This is a genomic window from Nonomuraea sp. NPDC050478, assembly GCF_044458265.1.
Lineage (GTDB): Bacteria > Actinomycetota > Actinomycetes > Streptosporangiales > Streptosporangiaceae > Nonomuraea > Nonomuraea ferruginea.
Window position 1 is genome coordinate 717,288 of the sequence record NZ_JBITHT010000001.1, and the last position, 17,475, is coordinate 734,762.

At 67.4% G+C, this 17,475-nt stretch carries 18 protein-coding genes; 15 read left to right on the plus strand and 3 right to left on the minus strand.

Annotated elements, in window-relative coordinates; all coding sequences use genetic code 11:
- Positions 1–29: 29 nt before the first annotated feature.
- Entirely contained in the window at positions 30–308 is a 279-nt protein-coding gene (locus ACIBF7_RS03385; protein ID WP_397196292.1) for a hypothetical protein, read from the minus strand.
- Positions 295–855, minus strand: coding sequence for an ATP-binding protein (locus ACIBF7_RS03390; RefSeq protein WP_397196293.1), 561 nt, complete (start codon positions 853–855; stop codon positions 295–297). Before ACIBF7_RS03390 ends, ACIBF7_RS03385 begins: the two co-directional genes overlap by 14 nt.
- Positions 856–1,116: 261 nt before the next feature.
- Here ACIBF7_RS03390 and ACIBF7_RS03395 point away from each other — a divergent pair, with 261 nt between their 5' ends.
- Positions 1,117–2,445, plus strand: coding sequence for an XRE family transcriptional regulator (locus ACIBF7_RS03395; protein WP_397196294.1), 1,329 nt, complete (start codon positions 1,117–1,119; stop codon positions 2,443–2,445).
- Here ACIBF7_RS03395 and cutA read toward each other — a convergent pair.
- Complete coding sequence (gene cutA / locus ACIBF7_RS03400; protein ID WP_397196295.1) at positions 2,408–2,743, minus strand: divalent-cation tolerance protein CutA; 336 nt, start codon at positions 2,741–2,743, stop codon at positions 2,408–2,410. The two genes, ACIBF7_RS03395 and cutA, sit on opposite strands and share 38 nt — an antisense overlap.
- Before the next feature lie 134 nt (positions 2,744–2,877).
- Between cutA and ACIBF7_RS03405 the strand changes: the two genes are divergently transcribed.
- The 14 genes from ACIBF7_RS03405 (at position 2,878) to ACIBF7_RS03470 (ending at position 17,426) form a co-directional block, all read left to right on the plus strand.
- A complete protein-coding gene (locus ACIBF7_RS03405; protein WP_397196296.1) occupies positions 2,878–3,138 on the plus strand; it encodes a hypothetical protein in 261 nt (86 codons plus the stop codon).
- On the plus strand, positions 3,135–3,656 hold the full coding sequence (locus ACIBF7_RS03410; RefSeq protein ID WP_397196297.1) for a DUF6879 family protein: 522 nt from the start codon (positions 3,135–3,137) through the stop codon (positions 3,654–3,656). The genes ACIBF7_RS03405 and ACIBF7_RS03410 overlap by 4 nt, the downstream gene beginning before the upstream one ends.
- A 26-nt stretch (positions 3,657–3,682) precedes the next feature.
- Positions 3,683–4,555, plus strand: a complete 873-nt coding sequence (locus tag ACIBF7_RS03415) for a helix-turn-helix domain-containing protein (RefSeq protein WP_397196298.1) — start codon at positions 3,683–3,685, stop codon at positions 4,553–4,555.
- 128 nt (positions 4,556–4,683) lie between these two features.
- The gene (locus ACIBF7_RS03420; RefSeq protein WP_397196299.1) at positions 4,684–5,850 is read left to right on the plus strand and encodes a hypothetical protein; all 1,167 of its coding nucleotides are present in this window, start codon (positions 4,684–4,686) and stop codon (positions 5,848–5,850) included.
- Positions 5,843–6,469: an exonuclease domain-containing protein gene (locus ACIBF7_RS03425; protein ID WP_397196300.1), complete on the plus strand. Its 627-nt coding sequence runs from the start codon at positions 5,843–5,845 to the stop codon at positions 6,467–6,469. The genes ACIBF7_RS03420 and ACIBF7_RS03425 overlap by 8 nt, the downstream gene beginning before the upstream one ends.
- On the plus strand, positions 6,444–7,112 hold the full coding sequence (gene tmk / locus ACIBF7_RS03430; RefSeq protein ID WP_397196301.1) for a dTMP kinase: 669 nt from the start codon (positions 6,444–6,446) through the stop codon (positions 7,110–7,112). The genes ACIBF7_RS03425 and tmk overlap by 26 nt, the downstream gene beginning before the upstream one ends.
- Positions 7,113–7,654: 542 nt before the next feature.
- Positions 7,655–7,915 carry a hypothetical protein gene (locus ACIBF7_RS03435; protein WP_397196302.1) on the plus strand — a complete coding sequence of 87 codons (261 nt, stop codon included), beginning with the start codon at positions 7,655–7,657 and terminating at the stop codon, positions 7,913–7,915.
- Between the two features lie 100 nt (positions 7,916–8,015).
- Positions 8,016–9,230: a methyltransferase, FxLD system gene (gene fxlM, locus ACIBF7_RS03440; protein WP_397196303.1), complete on the plus strand. Its 1,215-nt coding sequence runs from the start codon at positions 8,016–8,018 to the stop codon at positions 9,228–9,230.
- A 68-nt stretch (positions 9,231–9,298) separates the two neighbouring features.
- A complete protein-coding gene (locus tag ACIBF7_RS03445) occupies positions 9,299–9,484 on the plus strand; it encodes an FxLD family lanthipeptide (RefSeq protein WP_397196304.1) in 186 nt (61 codons plus the stop codon).
- A gap of 91 nt (positions 9,485–9,575) precedes the next feature.
- Positions 9,576–12,656, plus strand: a complete 3,081-nt coding sequence (locus ACIBF7_RS03450; RefSeq protein ID WP_397196305.1) for a lantibiotic dehydratase — start codon at positions 9,576–9,578, stop codon at positions 12,654–12,656.
- Entirely contained in the window at positions 12,637–13,869 is a 1,233-nt protein-coding gene (locus ACIBF7_RS03455; RefSeq protein ID WP_397196306.1) for a lanthionine synthetase C family protein, read from the plus strand. The genes ACIBF7_RS03450 and ACIBF7_RS03455 overlap by 20 nt, the downstream gene beginning before the upstream one ends.
- An 18-nt stretch (positions 13,870–13,887) precedes the next feature.
- A complete protein-coding gene (locus ACIBF7_RS03460; RefSeq protein WP_397196307.1) occupies positions 13,888–14,727 on the plus strand; it encodes a thiopeptide-type bacteriocin biosynthesis protein in 840 nt (279 codons plus the stop codon).
- Positions 14,724–15,929, plus strand: a complete 1,206-nt coding sequence (locus tag ACIBF7_RS03465) for a hypothetical protein (RefSeq protein ID WP_397196308.1) — start codon at positions 14,724–14,726, stop codon at positions 15,927–15,929. The genes ACIBF7_RS03460 and ACIBF7_RS03465 overlap by 4 nt, the downstream gene beginning before the upstream one ends.
- A 426-nt stretch (positions 15,930–16,355) precedes the next feature.
- On the plus strand, positions 16,356–17,426 hold the full coding sequence (locus tag ACIBF7_RS03470; protein WP_397196309.1) for a hypothetical protein: 1,071 nt from the start codon (positions 16,356–16,358) through the stop codon (positions 17,424–17,426).
- Positions 17,427–17,475: the final 49 nt, after the last annotated feature.

Here is a 17,475-nt window from a genome sequence, read left to right on the forward strand (position 1 = left end):
CACCCGTGGCGGGGGTGGGCACCGTCGCGTCAGATGTAAGCGCCCGCCTCGTGACCGTCGCTCCGCGCCCCGTCACCGACGGCGGACAGGAGGGAAAGCAGGTTGTGGCGGCGGTTCCACATCTCTCGGACGTTTTCCTCGACAGCGTCGAGGGTGCAGTCGAGGCTGACGTTGAAGTTGCCGACCTCGTCACTGCTGACGTAGACGAAGGTGACGTCGCACATCAGGGCGAACAGCTTCGCCCGCACGTCATTGCCGCGCCCCGGATACAGCTCATCGAGGACGGCCTCGAAGTTAACCGCGCTCATATCCGGCTTCCTCCTCGGGAGACATCCTTGGCCGTACGCCGAGGGTCGGCCTGATAGCAGCAGGCCGACCCTCTTCATCTCGCTGCGGCGCCCGTACGTTGGAGGGGCTGATCTTGGGTTCGAGATAGACCCACACCGTGTGCCCGGTCTGGGGGCTACCGATCAGCGAGAGCTGCATGGCGAGCTCGCGGACGATCCCGAGGCCGAGTCCGCCCACCCTCTGCTCTGGCCCGGCCGGGTGACGCCTGAACTGGGGGATCCCGGCCCCGCCGAGGTCATAGACCCCGAGGTAGGCGGGGCCGTCGTCCAGTAGGCGGATCTCGACTCCGAACCAGCCTCCGGCGTGACCTGAGCGGGTGTGTAGCAAGGTGTTGGTCGCCAGCTCGGACACGATGAGCCCGGCGTCGTTCTCGCGCCCCGTTCCGGCGAACAGCGCCTCTACCATCCGCCGGGCCTGCCTGACCTGGCCGGTTTCTCCAGGGAAGACGCACCGCCACATCATCCGCTCGGGTACGCGCGTCCGTTCCTGTCGGTCCTGCGGTTTCATCGCTGCGATCATTCGCGGTGTTCCTCCTGTGGTTGTCGGCGTCGCACCCGGGCGGACGCGACGGACCCCTATGAGGGATCGACTTCGCGTCAAGGGTCAAGGCGTCCAGGACCTGCGGGACCTGCCCTTCGAAACAGGTCGCCTTCTCTGCGTGCTGTCTGGGTTACTGAAAGCGAACACCTGCGAAATGGGCGCCGTCAGGAAGAGACTGGAGGAGGTTGCAGGAGGACCCCTGGCTATCGGCGACACAGGTGATCCGAAATGAGCGAACATGGCGTCAGGCCAGACTCGGCGGAAGGCATCCGCGCGAAGCGAATCCACCGGTGCTGGACCCAGAACGAACTGGCACGACAACTCGAACTCGCCGCCGACCCCCGAACACGGGCGAGCTTGCCGAGCCGAAGCTCGATCATCCGGGAAATCCGCTTCCACGAGGCCGGCACCCACCAGCCAGGCCCGGTGTACTCGGAGCTCTATCGACGCGTATGGGCCCGGAATCCGGAACCGGCAGAAGGATCACCCACCGAGCTGCCCACAGACCACATCGCCTTGGCCTGGACCATAGGAAGGCTCAACCTGCGCGTGGACCGCCGAACCGTCCTCCAACTGGCCGCGACCGCCGTGGCGAGCGCGGCACTTGACCCTGCTCAACGCCTGCTGCGCGCCCTGGCTGGAGATCACCGGCCCGACGCCACCACGATCGCCCACCTCGAAGATCGGACCCGGGGCTTTCACCGCCTTGAAGAACACATCCCTGCCAAGGACCTGTACCCGGCGCTGATCCGCCACCTGAACGAGGTGAGCGCCCTGCTGGAGAGCGGCCTTCCCGACCTCCATCGGCGTCGGCTGGCGGTGGTGGCCGGAGAGAGCGCCATCCTGGCCGCATGGTTCGCCTGGGAACAGGGGGACGAGCACATGACCGCTTCCCACATCCGCTTGGCAGACGCTGCCGCCAAGCATGCGAACGACGACTCCATCGCCGCCTGCATGGCCGGATACCGCTCGTACATGGCCGGCGAGAACAGCATTCAGCGCACCCAGTTCATTCAGCGCGGGCTCGGCAGGATCGGCGAGGGTGATCCCGCGACGCGGGCCTGGTTGCTGGCCCGCCACGCCGAGGAGACGGCGCTCCTCGGCGACCACCGCGGCGCGTTGAACTCGATTCGCCAAGCGGCAGACGTCTATGCGGGCGCGGACATCAACGCCCGTCCATGGACGTGTTTCCTCGACCCGGGGCGCTTCGCGTCCATGAGCTTGACCGTCTATTCGCGACTCCGGCGCCACGACGATTCCGCCACCGCCATGGGTGAAATCGCTCTGCACCTCGGGCCGACGACCGAAGTCAAGAAGCTGTGCGTCGTCGCAGCCGAGATGGCGCTCGCGCAATACCGGCTCGGAGACGTGACCGAGGCCGTCGATTCCGCCCGATCCGCACTCGACGCCACAACCGCGATGAACTTCCCCCTCGGCTGGGAGCGTCTGGACAACGTCGCCGCGGAACTCAAGCCATCACGAACCCAAGCCGCCAGGGAGTTCCACAGCGAGTACGTCGCTACTCGTCCTTCGCGGAAACAGCCGTCTCCTCTGTGATCCAGTTCAGGTAGTCGGCGAGACCGCCCTCGATGGGGACAGCCACGATCTCCGGCGTCTCATAGGAATGGGCTTCCCTGACGACCATGATCAGGTCGTCAAGCCGATCCCCAGCGGTTTTCATGAGGACCAAGAACTCCTCACTCCGCTGGATCTCGCCCTTCCACCAGTACGTGGACGCGATCGGGCCGCTGATTTGAGCGCCGGCCGCTGTCCGGCTTGCGACGGCCGCGTTGACGATGCGCTCGGCCTCTTCGCGGGTTCCGGCGGTCACGTGGACCTCGACATGGCGGGCCATGATGCCGAGCGTACGTCCCCTGCGTCCCGGAGAATCGCCAGCTAGATCGAACTGGTGTGGAGGGTTGACCCGCGCAGCGAATCAGTGTCTTCTCATGAAGAAACTTTCCGGAAGCTTCTCGAAGGAGTGGCACGATGAGGGTCAAGTATCTGGGTTCAGGGTCCGGGGAGGGTGGCTCTCCGACGCTCTTCGCCACCGATCGCGGCACCATCCTCGTCCAGGGGTACGTCGTCACCGACGCCCAGGCGCTCTCTGACATCGGCGAGATCCCCGATGGCGAGACGGTGGTCGAGATCACGCGCGACATCCTCCGGTACGCGGACGAGCCGTTGACGACCGACCCTCGCAACAACCGTCAGCGCGCTACGTCCACGGAAGGCCAGGAGGCGCTTTGACCCTGATCAGCGGGCCAGCGTTCGTGGACCTCTTTCGCACGTTCGCCCATACCGCCCGAAGGCTGGAGACCCGTGAGCGGTACGACTCACCCAGCGAACACGAGCCGTTCCGTCGCTTCGTGGAGGGCGAGCCGGAAGACCTCGCCTGGTACCAGAACTGGCTGGGCATCATCCGCAAGGCAACCGGGGAAGGCAAGATCTTCCAGCGGGTCAGGGTGGTCTCGGTCCCGCTCAGCGACTACAGCAGGTTCGGACTGGATCTGTCTCGCCACCTCGTCGAGGCCGGTGAGGACATCCGATACCTCGACCGTCGCCAAGCCGCCGGTCTCCCCGAGCGGGACTTCTGGGTGTTCGACTCGTCGCGGGTCGCGCTGCTGCACTTCACAGACGACGATCGACTCCTCGGCGCGGAGATCATCACAGATCCGGCCGTGGTCGTGGAGTGCGCCGCCGCGCTGGACGACGCGGTGCACCGTTCCCTCTCACGAGAAGAGTTCTTGGCGCGACTGCCGGCATGACCACACCTTCAGGTAGAAATCGGGGCGTGACAAGCGTCCACCAGGCCCGGCAAGCACTCGGGGCCAGACTCCGCGAGTTGCGACGAGCGGCCGACTTAACCGGCCGTCAGCTCGCGGAGCTACTGGCATGGCCGCACTCGAAGGTGTCCAAACTCGAGACCGGCAAGCAGACGCCCAGCGACGCCGACATCACCTCGTGGACGGAGGCGACAGGGGCCAGCGCCGAAAAGCGGCTTGCTCTGCTCGCTTCGCTGCATACTCTCGAATCGCGTCACGCCGAGTGGGAGCGCGTCCTTCGGGGTGGCATGAGCCACCATCAAAGCGAGTGGGGCGATGCCGAACGTCGCGCTGGCCTGCTCCGGGTGTTCGAGCCGGTGTATATCCCGGGACTCCTGCAGACCGCGGAGTACGCGCGTGGCCGCATGGCGGAAGGGATCGCCATGCACAACCTCCCGAACGACATCGGGGAAGCCGTCCAGGCACGCATGGCGCGTCAGCAGGTTCTGTACGATCCGGGCAAACGCTTCCAGTTCGTGATTACTGAAGCAGCGCTGAGGTACCGCCTGTGCCCTCCAGAAGTGATGGTTCCGCAGCTTGACCGGCTGGTCGCCGCTTCGACGTTGCCCAATGTCCGGCTTGGCGTCATCGGGTTCGAGACCACCTTGGTCACCGCCCCCAAGCATGGGTTCTGGATCTTCGACAACAACCTGGTCATGGTCGAGACGTTCACGGCCGAACTCCATCTCGCTCAGCCGCCGGAGATCGAACGGTACGCGCAGGTGTTCCGTTCGCTGGCCGGGATTGCGTCCTACGGACAAGCTGCACGAGCCCTGCTCATGAAAGTGATGGAAGACCTGTCCCGGTCGTTGCCCGTCGGCGAAACCAGCGCGGAGGAGTAGCCAGAAGTTTCTGCGGCTCATTGATTCGAAGCGAGTTGCTGAAACCCTGAGAAACTTGCTTGGCCCTCCCGCTGGCCCATGCCACGCTCACGGCGACACCTCAAGGCCGGATCCGTGGGAGGCAGCTCGTGAGCGCACGCTACGTTACTCTGCTTTCGGCCGAGGCCGTGGCGGCATTGCCAGAGCGCGCCCGTGACGTCGTCGAGTACCGCAAGTCGGGGCTGTCGCTCAACCACGTGCAGGGCTGCCCTCTCGGCTGCGCCTACTGCATCCGGCACACCTACGGGCTCTGGGACGCACGTCGGCCACGCGCCTTGATGCCCGATGCCGACGCCGTCGAGCAGCTCGTCGGTCACCGGTACTTCCAGCCCCACGACACTCCGCTGCAGATCTTCAACCGGGCCACCGACCCGTTCCTGCCGGGCGTCCGCGAGCACCTGTTCGCGGTGTTGAACGATCTCGACGGGCGCGAACTCACCAATCACGTCCTCGTGATCACCCGTGCCCAAGTGGACGCCGGCGATTGCGAGCGGCTGAACGCCCTGCGGCACCTGAAGGTGACGCTGCTCTTCACGTACTCGGGGATCGACGACAGACGGATCGAACCCCACCCGTCGCATACCGCCGTGCGGTCCATGCGGCTCGCCACGGCTCACGCCTCGCGCCGCTATCGGACGATCTTCTACTGGCGGCCCCTGGTGCCCGGACTGAACGACACCACCGCCCACCTGGCACGGGCCGCGGTGCTGTCGAGATGGGCCGACGCCACAGTGTTCACCGGCCTGTTCTACCGGAACGAGATCGCGGACTACTACCGCACCAACGGCCTGCCGGAGCCCTATGCGGAGACGGCTCGCCGCAAGATCGTTCCTGAGACGCTGGAAGGGCGCATCCTCGCGCGGTTCGCGCGCCGACCGTCCGACGCGCCGCCGCTGTTTCGGAAGACCTCGTGCGCTGTCTCGTACGTCCACGGCGTCGCCGACTACAACGGCCACTACGGCATCAACGAACTCTGCGACATCTGCCCCGGCGCCCAGCTCGACAGGTGCGCCGGAGCACACCGCGTCCCGTCTGCTCTCCAGCTCCAAGAGGCCGCCGCCGCCATACCCGAAGCGGCCGACATGCGCGTTACCGAGATCACGGCAAGAGCGGCACAGGTTGAGGGGTTGCCGTCCGAGCAGCCGCGTTACTACCTCCAGCACCGGCTCGCCTTCCAGATCCACGACGCTGCGCATCCTCATCGTCGGCGACGGCATGGACGGGCCGAGATCGGATGGGAGAACCCGAATGACTGACCTGGATCTCCAGACCCCGTGGACGCAGTTTCGCTACGCGGTCGCGGACGTCGAAGGCAACGGCCAGCGCCCTCCCGACTTGGTCGAACTGGCTATCGTCCTGATCGACGACGGTGTCATCAAGGATCCGCTGACGTGGCTGGTGAAGCCAGCGAGGCCGATCACTTCGCTGGCCCGGCGTATCCACGGCATCTCCAACGAACAGGTGGCGTCCGCTCCTACGGCCGCCGATCAGGCCGGGGAGATCAGGACGGTCTTCGACGACACCGTCTTCGTGGCGCACAACGCTCACGTGGACCTCAACGTGCTGGGCCGAGAGCTGCCGGGGTTCCGGCCCGTCCGCGTCATCGACACCTTGACGCTGGCCCGGCGGCTTCTGCCCGGTCGCCCCTCGTACAAGCTGGGTGCGCTCGCGGAGGAGTTCAGGCTGGCCGCTGACATGCCCGCCGGCCTGAGACCTCATCGGACGGCGTACGACGCTCTCGTCTGCGCCCGCCTCCTGGCGCATCTCGCTGCGACGCCCGGTTCTCAGCCCCCGCCGCTCGCCATTCTCCTGCCCGACGCGAAGTCGACCTCTTGCGAAGGAACGACCGATGACACAGCTCAGACCCTTTTCTGACCATCGACGTGGTCTCTTCGTCAGCATCGATGGCCCCTCCGGTGCCGGGAAGTCGACCATCGTCGCCCACCTCGCTCAGCTTCTGGTGGCCGATGGCGAGCACGTTCACACCACCGCCGAGCCCTCCAACGGACTACTCGGAAAGATCGCCCGCGAGATGACCGAGACCATCACCGGCCCCGCGTTGGCCTGCCTCTACGCCGCCGACCGCTACCACCATCTTGAGACCGAGATCCAGCCTCACCTTGACGCCGGGGAAGTCGTCCTCTGCGACAGATACGTGCCGTCCGCCCTGGTCATGCAGCGTTTCGACGGAGTGGACCCGGTGTTCCTGTGGGGGTTGAACTCCCTCGCCGACCGGCCGGACCTGGCAGTGGTCCTCGAAGGCGCGCCCGAGCTAGTCGCGGCGCGGCTGGCGGAGCGAGGAGCACACAACCGATTTCAGCTCACCCCCAGGTCCAGCCACGCCGAAGCCCACTTCTACCGACAGGCATGTGACCGGCTCATCCAAGCCGGATACGACGTTCTACGCATCGACATCAGCACGAACAACGCCCACCAGGTCGCGGTCACGGTTAGAAACCGGCTCCGGGAGTTCTTCGCCGTATCCGACGATCGACCACCAAAGGCAGTCGCCTGGTGACCCCGCCCCACTTCGACACCAGCCGCATTGCCGAGCGGCCTCGTGACCAATGAGCAAGGCATGGCAGTGACCAGTCACTGAGCGGCGCCCGCCCCCGAGCGCCGCCTGCCATGCCTCCGTGCGGGCGGCCCGGTGTCGTCTTCCCCGCCGCCCAGCACTCCGGTGCTGGCCGGACCCGCTCACCTGCAGCAGGTCCGGCCGCACCGACGCCAGATCCCCCCAACCGGATTGGAGGAGCCTGTGACCTTTGCTAGCGACGCCGCAGCTGATGCCGCCGGGACGAAGTACGTCAAGGAGCACCAAGCGCGTTTCCCCGACTGGCTACTCATGTACTCCCGCGTCGAACGTGGCCTCATGGCCTTCTACCGTGGGCCCTGCCCTGCTCCAGGGATCATGGTGAAGGCCCGGCACCCCGATGCCCTGCTACGCCGCATGGCCGAAGAAGCCCTGGCCCTGTGGCGGGCCCAGCCCTCAGCGAACCTCACCGTGGGCGTGTCCCCGGCCGTCGACGGCCGGAGCTCAAGTGATGAGCGGAAGCCGTCATGAGCACGACTTCCTACGTGTACGGCCGCCAGGTGGGCGGTGTGTCCGAGCGGTTCGTCATCCTGGTGGCCCCTGGGCCCACCGGCATGCTCCTCCACGAGGAGCACACCCGAGGCGGCGGGCGCCATGACATCCTCCTCAACCGCATCGTGCCACCGCTACCCGCCGGACAGACGGCCGAGGCGTGGCTGAAGGAGAGAGACGAAGAGCTGCAGGCTGGCGAATGGGGCCCCCCAACCTGCGTGGCAGGCATCCGCTAGCCCGGCCTCGTCCAACGGCGTGGCAAGCCGCCGCAGCAGTCGGCCGACCGCCACCATCGTCCAGTTGCTCATCACGACCAAGCAGAAGAGGGGCCTACCCGTGACCGACGTGACCACCGACGACGGCGTCGAGGACGCCGCCACGCTACGTGCCGCCATGGTGCGTGAGCTTCGTGACCAGGGGGCGTGCCAGTCCGAGCGCGTGGCGGCGGCCTTCGCCTCCGTGCCGCGACACCTGTTCACGCCGGGCGAGCCGCTCGCGGTTGCCTACGCCGTGGACAACGCGCCGATCGTCAAGCGCGACGGCAACGGGCTGACCCTCAGCTCCGTGTCCGCGCCGCATCTCCAGGCCACCATGCTGGAAGCGGCTGACATCAAGCCTGGCATGCGCGTGTGCGAGGTAGGCAGCGGCGGCTACAACGCGGCTTTGCTGGCTGAACTCGTTGGCGACGGGGGACACGTCACCACGGTGGACATCGACCCCGAGATCGTCGAGCGCGCCCGAACCTTCCTCAACGAGGCGGGCTACAACCGCGTCGACGTGATGCTGACCGACGCGGAAGAGGGAGTCCTCGACGCTGCTCCGTTCGATCGGATCATCGTCACGGCTGGAAGCTGGGATATCCCGCCCGCCTGGATCGACCAGCTCGCCGACGACGGCCGGATCGTCGTCCCGCTCCGGTTGAAGGGGACGACGCGGTGGATCGCGTTCGACCGCGACGGCTCGGGCTTGATCAGCCGTGGCTACGGGTTGTGCGTCTTCGTGCCGTTCCAGGGGGCCGGGTCACACACCGAGCGGACCGTCACGATCGAGGACGGGGTGGTGCTGCGCCTTGACGACGAGAACCTCAAGGTCGACATCGACGCGCTACGCCGGGCGTTGCACCTGCCGAGGATCGAACGCTGGTCCGGAGCCGTGTTCGACATGCCCGACGAACAGGCACTGTTCCTGCTGACCAACTCCGCGGGCATGGCGCTACTCCATGCCAACCAGGAAGCCGTCGACCGCGACCTGATCGCGCGCCCGGCACTCAAGGGCGTGCCCGTCCTGATCGACGGCGACAGCTTCGCCTACCGGGCCGCACGGCCGAACGACGACATGAGTAGCGGATACGAGAGCGGCGTCTACGCCCACGGCCCCTCGGCCGAGGACCTCGCCGCCCGATACGCGGACCTGTTGCGCAGGTGGGCGGATCGTTACCACCGCCGAGGCGCCGCGTCCATCCAGTACCTCCCCAAAGCCGCCGACCCGCCGGCCCCCTCCAGCGGAATCATCGTCAAGCGGCACGGGACCGTCGTCGTCACCTGGCCATAGACCACCGGGCTCCGAGGAGATCTGGGAGCACCGGGGGATCCCACCCACCCCAACGAAGGAGGACCTTCATGACAGCTAGCGCAGGCACGGCTACGTTCACACCCCCCGCCGCCGAAGGCTGGGACGCCGACTGGCTCGCCGAGTTGGACGTGTCCATCGTCGAGTCCGGCGTGGCCGCCGAGCAGCTCATCCGCATGACCGACGACGGCTGTAACTCGACGTGCGGGACCGCGTGCGTCAGTTGCGGCACGTAGACGTCCTACCGAAATCCGACGCCTGACCCTGAAGGCCCGGTCGGCGAGGCCCCACCCGCCGACCGGGTCCCCCCAGTTACGGGAGAGGCTGATGTACCGACATCTCGACGCCGCGATGCTGCGCGCCCCTGCATGGCGTCCAGATCAGCAGCCGGATTCGTGGCCGGACCTCACTGGACCGGAGGCAAGCCACGTCTCGTGGCGGGCCTGGCTGGCTCGTACATGGCAGACGCCGGGCTTCGCGGCGGCCGTCGAACAGGCCAGCCCAGATCTGGCGCGGCGGGTGCGTGAGATCTGCGCCGGGCGGCAGATCTCCGCTCCGGCAGTGCGCCGGGCGGCGCTCTCCACGATGCGCTACCTGCTGCGGGCTTCCGGCCGCGCGACACCGTTCGGGCTGTTCGCCGGGGTGGCTCCGGCCCGTCTCAGCTATGGAAGCGAAGTGCCCGTGGTGCGCCTCGGGGACGCGCACCAGCCGACAGCCCGTGTCACGGCGGAATGGCTCTCGGCCGTTGTTGATCGGCTGGAAGGTGAGACGGCACTGCGGCGGCGCTTGACGGTGACGGCCAACAACCTCGCGTTCGAGCGGGACGGTCGCCTGGTGCTCGAACACCGCGCCAACATCGTGGCGGGCGGGGCACCAGGCGAGGTGAGCGTGCGCGCCACCGGCCCGGTACGGACGACCCTTCGGCTGGCTCGGGGCCCACTTCCCGTCACCGATCTCATGGACCGGTTGTCAGCAGCCTCCCCGCGAACTGCCGAGAGCACCATCGACGCGCTTATCGCCGAGCTGGTGGCCCAGCGCTTTCTGCTCACCTGCCTGCGCCCGCCCATGACGGCCTGCGACCCGCTCCGGTATCTACTGGAGGAGCTGGACGCGGTGAGCGCGGAGGACATCGGCGAGGTGGCCGGCATCGTCAAAGGCGTGCGCATCATCGCCGACGAGCTCGCCCAGCACGACCGGGCTCCTGCCGCCGTGTCAGCCGATCACCGGGTACGCGCATCCGCCGTGATGGCGACCCTTCACCGCACTACACGCCCACCGCTCGCCGTCGACCTGCGTCTGGACGGGGAGGTGACCATCCCTGCTGCAGTGGCGGCAGAGGCAGCCACCGCAGCGGCAGCGCTAGTCCGTCTGGCTCGTCGTTCGGTGCTCAACACGGGCTGGCTGGCCTGGCATGGACGGTTCCTGGAGCGCTACGGCCCGCGTGCCCTGGTGCCGCTCCGGGACGTCGTCGATGCCGACACCGGGCTCGGCTATCCGGCTGGGTACAACGGCGAACCTCCAACGGATGGGGGTGAGGCGCTGACCGACCGCGACCGCAAGCTGCTGGTTCTGGCGCACAACGCCGCCCTGCGCCGCCAGCGCGAGATCCTGCTCAACGATGCGGTGATCGCCGACCTCGGCGGAGTCTCACCAGATGCTCCGGTTCAACCCACCACCGAGCTGACTGTACGGATCGGCTCCCCCAGTGTCCAAGCGCTGGCCAATGGCGACTTCACGCTCGTCCTCACCGGGGCGTCGCGTGCCGCAGGCACCATCGCCGGCCGGTTCCTGGACCTGTTCCACGACGAGCACCGCCAGAAGATGAGCGCCCTGTTCAGGAACTTGTCCCCGGGAGTCCGAGACGCACTCATGGTTCAGCTCTCGGCCCCGGCGCCGTACGCCAGCACCGAGAACGTCGCCCGCGCCGCGCAGGCGCTGCCACACCTGCTACCGGTCGGCGAACACTCCGGCGGTCGCACGCAGCTTCTCGACCTTGATGACCTTGCCGTTACCGCCGACGTGCGAGGCATCTACCTGGTGTCGCTGTCGCGCCGCCGCACTATCGAGCCGATGATCCTCAACGCGGTCAACCTCGTCCAGCACACGCACCCGCTGGCACGGTTCCTCCTAGAAGCGCAGCACGCGCTACGGGCTCCGTGCGCCGGGTTCGACTGGGGCCCGGCGACCGCGCTGCCTTTCGTTCCGGCGCTGCGCTATCGGCGCACGATCATCTCGCCCGCCCGCTGGAGACTCTCCGCGGCCGACCTGCCCGAGCAGTCGGCAGACTGGCAGGAATGGGACGGCTCCCTAAGCATGTGGCGGGAGCAGGTCGCACTGCCGGAGACGGTTCTCTTCGGTGGCGGCGACCAGCGCATCCCGCTGAACCTCGCCCAGCCCTCGCACCGCGCACTCCTGCGCGCCCAGGTGGACCGTGCCGGCACCGCCGTACTACGCATCGCTCCCGACGCGGACGCGGCCGGGTGGATCGGCGGCCAGGCCCACGAGATCGTGATCCCGCTCGCCGCGACCGGCCAACCTGCCGAGCCGCCCCGGCTCCCGCGCGAGGTGACCTCCCGAGACCACGGTCGCTTTCCGGGCCAGCATGGACCGCTGTCGCTCAAGCTGTACAGCCACCCCGACCGGCACGACGCCATCCTTACCCGCCACCTGCCACGCCTGGTAGACGCGCTCGGCAACGACGCCCAGTGGTGGTTCCTGCGCTACCACGACCCCGACCACCATCTCCGCATCCGCATCACCGCGCCCGCCGGAGCGTTCGCCGCCAACGTCACCACCTGGTGCGAGGAGGTGCGCCGGACCGGGCTCACCGGACGTGTGCAGTGGGACACCTACTTTCCGGAGACCGCCCGCTTCGGCGGAGACACCGCCCTGGGCGCTGCCGAAAGGTACTTCGCCGCCGACTCGGCCGTCGCCCTCGCCCAGTTGGCTGCGATCGCCTCCCCGGGAGGGCCCAACCTGCACGCCATGACTGCCGCCAGCATGCTCGACACCGCCGCCGCCTTCCTCGGGGACACCGCCACGGCGATGCACTGGCTGATCGACCAGACCCGAGCCGACGCTTCCCCGCCTGACCGGTCCACCTATGACCAGGCCGTCCGCCTGGCCCACCCGGACGATCACAGAGCCGTGTCCGCGTACCTGGGGGGCGAGCAGATCATCTCCCGCTGGGAGCAGCGGCGCCAGGCCCTCGCCGCCTACCGCCACGCGCTGGAGGAAGCGGGCACGTTGCCTCCGGTGACCGTGCTGCCTGATCTGCTGCATCTGCACCACGTCCGTATGGCCGGGACCTCGCTGGATGGCGAGCGGGCCTGCCTGCACCTGGCCCGGGCCGCCGCCTTGAGCTGGACCGCACGCACCAGGAGGAACCATGAGCCAGCCCACCGCTGAGGCGCTCGCCGCCGCCAGCACCATCGCCACGGCGCTGGCCGACCCGCAGCCTTGGGCGGCCGAGCCGCCGGGCAGCGGCCTGGCCTGGCCCCAATCGCTGTGGGCCGGAGCGGCAGGTATCGCGCTGTTGCACGTCGAGCGCGCCCGCTCCGGACACGGTGACCCCCGCATCGCACACGCCTGGCTCGAAGTAGCCGCCTCCGGCGCGTTGACGGCGGCACCGAACGCGAGCCTGTTCTTCGGCGCCCCCGCGCTGGCCTTCGTCACGCACACGGCCGCTGGCACGTCAGGTCGCTACCGGCGTGCTCTGGAGCGCCTGGACGACACGGTCACGGCGATCACCCGCACCCGCCTGGCCAACGCTCACGCGCGCATCGACCGCGGCGAGCAGCCCGAGATGAAGGAGTTCGACCTGATCCGAGGGCTGACCGGCCTGGGCACCTACCACCTCAACCGCCACCCAGACCACCAGATCACCCGCGACGTGCTGTCCTACCTGGTGCGGCTCACCGAACCGCTACTCACAGGCAGCGAGCTCCCGCCGTGGTGGACGACCGTGGCACCCAACGGCGAACCCGGCTCGGACTACCCGCAGGGGCACGGAAACCTAGGCATGTCCCACGGCATCAGCTCAGCCCTGGCCCTGCTGTCCCTGGCCGTACTGCGCAACGAAGGCGTGCCCGGCGCGAAAGAGGCGGTCGAACGAATCTGCGCCTGGACCGACACCTGGCGCCAGCAGGACGCCGCGGATGTGTGGTGGCCGGGTCTGGTCACCATCCAGCAGGCGCGCGAGCAGCGCGTCGGCCCGTCCCAGCGCCCCCGGCCGTCGTGGTGCTACGGGGTCAGCGGTACGGCCCGCGCCCAGCAGCTGGCCGGCCTGGCGCTCGCCGACGAGACTCGGCAGCGAGCCGCCGAAGAGGCGATGCTGGCCATCCTGCGAAATCCGGCGCAGCTCGATCGACTCCTGGAGAGCGGACTGTGTCACGGCACGGCCGGACTACTCCACTCCGCCTGGCGGATGGCCGCCGACGCGCGAACCGTACAAATCCGCGACGAGCTCCCCGCGCTGGCGGCCCGGCTCGTCGCGCAGATCTCCCGCTCCGAGCCGGAGCCTGGGCTTCTCGACGGCGCTGCCGGGGCCGCGCTCGCCCTGCACGCCTACAGCACCGGCACCACGGCGTCGGGCTGGGACACCGTCCTGCTCTTGGCCTGATCACCGGAGGTAACCCTCATGGATTCCCGCCCGTGGCGGCAAGTCAACGTCACCTTCACGGACTGGGCGAAGGCCGAGCGCACCGCTGTTGCCCACCTCGCTCCGCTGCTGGTCAAGGCCGAAGACGAACGGCTCATCACCACCTGGTTCTTCGTACGCAAGATTCCGTGCTGGCGTGTCCGCTACATCCCCAGCGGCGAACGAGCGCAGGCTGATGTACGCGGTCACCTGGACGGCCTCGTCCGGCAACGCCGCATCGCCGCCGCTACCGAGGTCATTTACGAGCCCGAGCCGCACGCCTTCGGCGGCACCGAGGCCATGACAAGCGCCCACGACCTCTTCCACCTCGACAGCCGACACCTGCTCGCCTACCTCGCCCGATCGCCGGACGCCGAGCACCGCCGCGAGCTGTCGGTCCTGCTCTGTACGGCCCTGCTGCGCTCGGCCGGACTGGACTGGTACGAGCAGGGCGACGTGTGGGCCCGAGTAGCCGACCACCGCGACCTCCCCGAACTAATCCAGCCTGATCAACAACACGCACTGAAGGCCGGCCTGCGGCGGCTGATGAGCGTGGACGCTGGCCCCCTCCTACGTGATGGCTCACCCTTGGACTTCGCCGCCGAGTGGTCAGGAGCGTTCGCCGCCACCGGCCAGCAACTAGCCAGCCTGGCAGCCGACGGGCTCCTGCACCGCGGCCTGCGCGCCGTCCTCGCCCACCACATCATCTTCGCGTGGAACCGGCTCGGCATGCCCTACGTCACCCAAGCCATCCTCGCCCACACCGCTAGACAGGTCGTGTTCGGACACGACCCCGCATACACCCCCGAGATCGAGGAAGCGAGGAGCGAAGCACGATGAACGTTCTACAGCAGGCGGCGCAGCGCTTTCCCCTGATCGCGCGCCCTCGACCGGCGTGCCTGCCGCTCAAGGCCCGGGTCACCGAACTGCGCGCCCTCATCGACACGGCCGCCCAGGGCACAGACTCCCGGCGCCTTACGCTCGCCTCCGAGGTGTTGAACAAGGCAGCCCTAATCGCGAGCGACTGCGGCGACGCCGCCCTGGCCCGCTCCCTATGCTGGAGACACTTCACCGCCTATCTGCCCGCCTGGCCGCTGGACGCGCCCCGGGCCCGCTCGGCGCTGGAACCGCTCGTCAACCTCGCCCGGCTGGCCATCCGCGAAGGCGACGGAACCCGCGGCTACCGCCTCTTGAAGGACCTCTTCCACTCCGTCAGCACCGCGAGCACAGCCGACATCGACGGCCACGAGATCCCGTTCGACGGCTTGACCCGCACCTACGACGATCTCCACACCGTCCGCAAGTGGCTGTGGGGCGTCTTCCTGGCTGAAGGCATCCGAGCGTTGATCAGCGCGGGCCAGTGGGAGCACGCGGTTGCCCACGCACAGCAGTACCGTGGCGTCGGCCAACGACTCCTGGACGGCCGGCAGGCCCTTATCGTCGCGAGCTGCCTCGCCGGGCACACTAACACCGCCCTAAAGCTCGTCGCCGACAGCACACCCGACCAGCCGTGGGAACACGCGGTAGCCGCCTGCCTAGATGTGCTCTGCAGCCGTGCGGCCGAGCACTCCGTTGACGGTACGGGCATCGAGGCCCAACGCCAGTTTCTGCAGCTCGACCGGACACCAGGCCTCCTGGTATTCCGAACGCGCCTCGGTCTAACTATCCTTGACCTGATCGCCGACAGTGACCGATCGCTTGCTGATTACATGTTCACTTACCTGATCAGTGAGATCCTCGCCGCGTCGGACGGGTACGTCGCGCGGGAAGTCCTGACTCACAACCGGGTCGGCTCGCTGCTCAGCCTTATCGAACAGCACAAGCTCACCTCAGCCATGCGAGACTCCGGTCTCGGACTCGGCGCCATTCCTGCCGCGCTGATGTCCGATCTCTCCTCAGCCGTCCGGGCGAGCGAGGCAGTGATAGAAGCCAGCCTGGGTACGCCGAGATGTGAGCGCGCTGCGGCCCTGATTGCCAACATCCGCACAGCACTCATGGCAGCCGCCGGGCATAGGCGGCACAGCTCGGCGCGGCACAATTGAAGCGCCCGTCCCGCAGTTTCACCCCGTTCCCCTTCTTTGGGACATCCGGAAACGATCGACCCACTGTGGACGCCCTCCCCACACCCCCTGACGGCGGATTCTACGGCTGGGTTCCGCCCGCCAAGGGCTCACTGCGCTGGCAGCGGATCACGAAGCTGTTCGTATACCTCGGTAGCTCCCCCAGAATCGGAAGTCGACCCACGCCCCCGAGGCCGCCGAAGTAATCAGACCCGTCGGCGAGCGCCGCGACGATCCCTTGACAGAGAAGGGGGGAGCCTCATCACGAGATGTGGGCCAGATCCAGGTTCCGCGTGTCGACACAGCGGACAGACGCGCCTATCCGGATAGATGATGCGATCGTCACCAGAGGCAGAGCTTGAATGCGATGATCGAGCATCATGGTGAAACCGGCTTTCCGGGAGGGCTGTGGCAGTGGTCAAGGACTCCGCGCTGAGGGGCTACTTGCTGGAAGAGTCGCTGGCTTGGCTGCTGCGCTTCAGCGGATACCGGCTGCTCGTCCACGAGGATCAGGATCCCGTTGAGTTGGTCACCCAGGGTGACACGCTCCGGGTGCGCGGAAGGGGCGCACTCCATCAAGTCGATGTGCTCGGAGAGTTCGCGTTCACACCGGCGTTCTCCATGCCGGTCCGGCTTTTCCTGGAGGCCAAGTACTACTTGCACCACTGCGGGCTGGAAATCGTACGGAACGCCCACGGTGTCGTACATGACGTTAACGAGAACTTTATAACGGATCAGGGTAAGGAGCCTCGCCAGCGGTACAAGTACTCATACGCGTTGTTCTCCGCAAGCGGCTTCACGTCGGACGCCCAGAGATACGCGCTCGCTCACCAGATCTCCCTTGTGGACCTGTCCGGCGCATCCTTCGCCTGGCTGCTCGGTCACATCGGAGCCACGGCGTCGACCCTGGAAAAAGCACAGAAACACTTGCCAAAGTCAGCTCGCTTTCCGGTGACCTGGATGCGTACGGAGCTCCGACGGGCGCTGGAGATATCCCCCGTCGACCTCTTGGCACCCGTTTCCATAGATGACGGAAGGTTCAAGCAGGCGGCGAACGCGGCGGTGGCCGAGTTCGCGGATGTGTTACGGCAGCGCAGCAGCGCCGGGCTATTGCTCGGTTTTCCCTCCGCACCATTCATCCTGCCTCTCGCCGCGGACGATCAGAGACGATTCCTGGAGTACGCGGAGACCAGGCCGGACCACACTGTGCGGATCAAGCGACGTGGCATCGGCTCTGCGGCGGAGTGGACGGTGTCGCCTGCGAGCGATCTCGGCGCCTATGAATTGACTTTCAAGCTCCCCGAGCATATCGAGGAGTGGATCAGCGCCATCGCGGGCAGCGAGCGCCGACGCGTCACGCAGGTCAAGGAGAATTTCCTCTCCACGATCACGCTCTACCGCGTGGACCGGACGGGTGTACGGACCTATCAGTTGCGCTACGAGCCGAGCTCTCTGTCCCGTTCTGGAAACGAGTCGTAGGCTTGCCGACTCCTGCGCCACCGAAGAGGCCAGGACATACGAGCGTCCG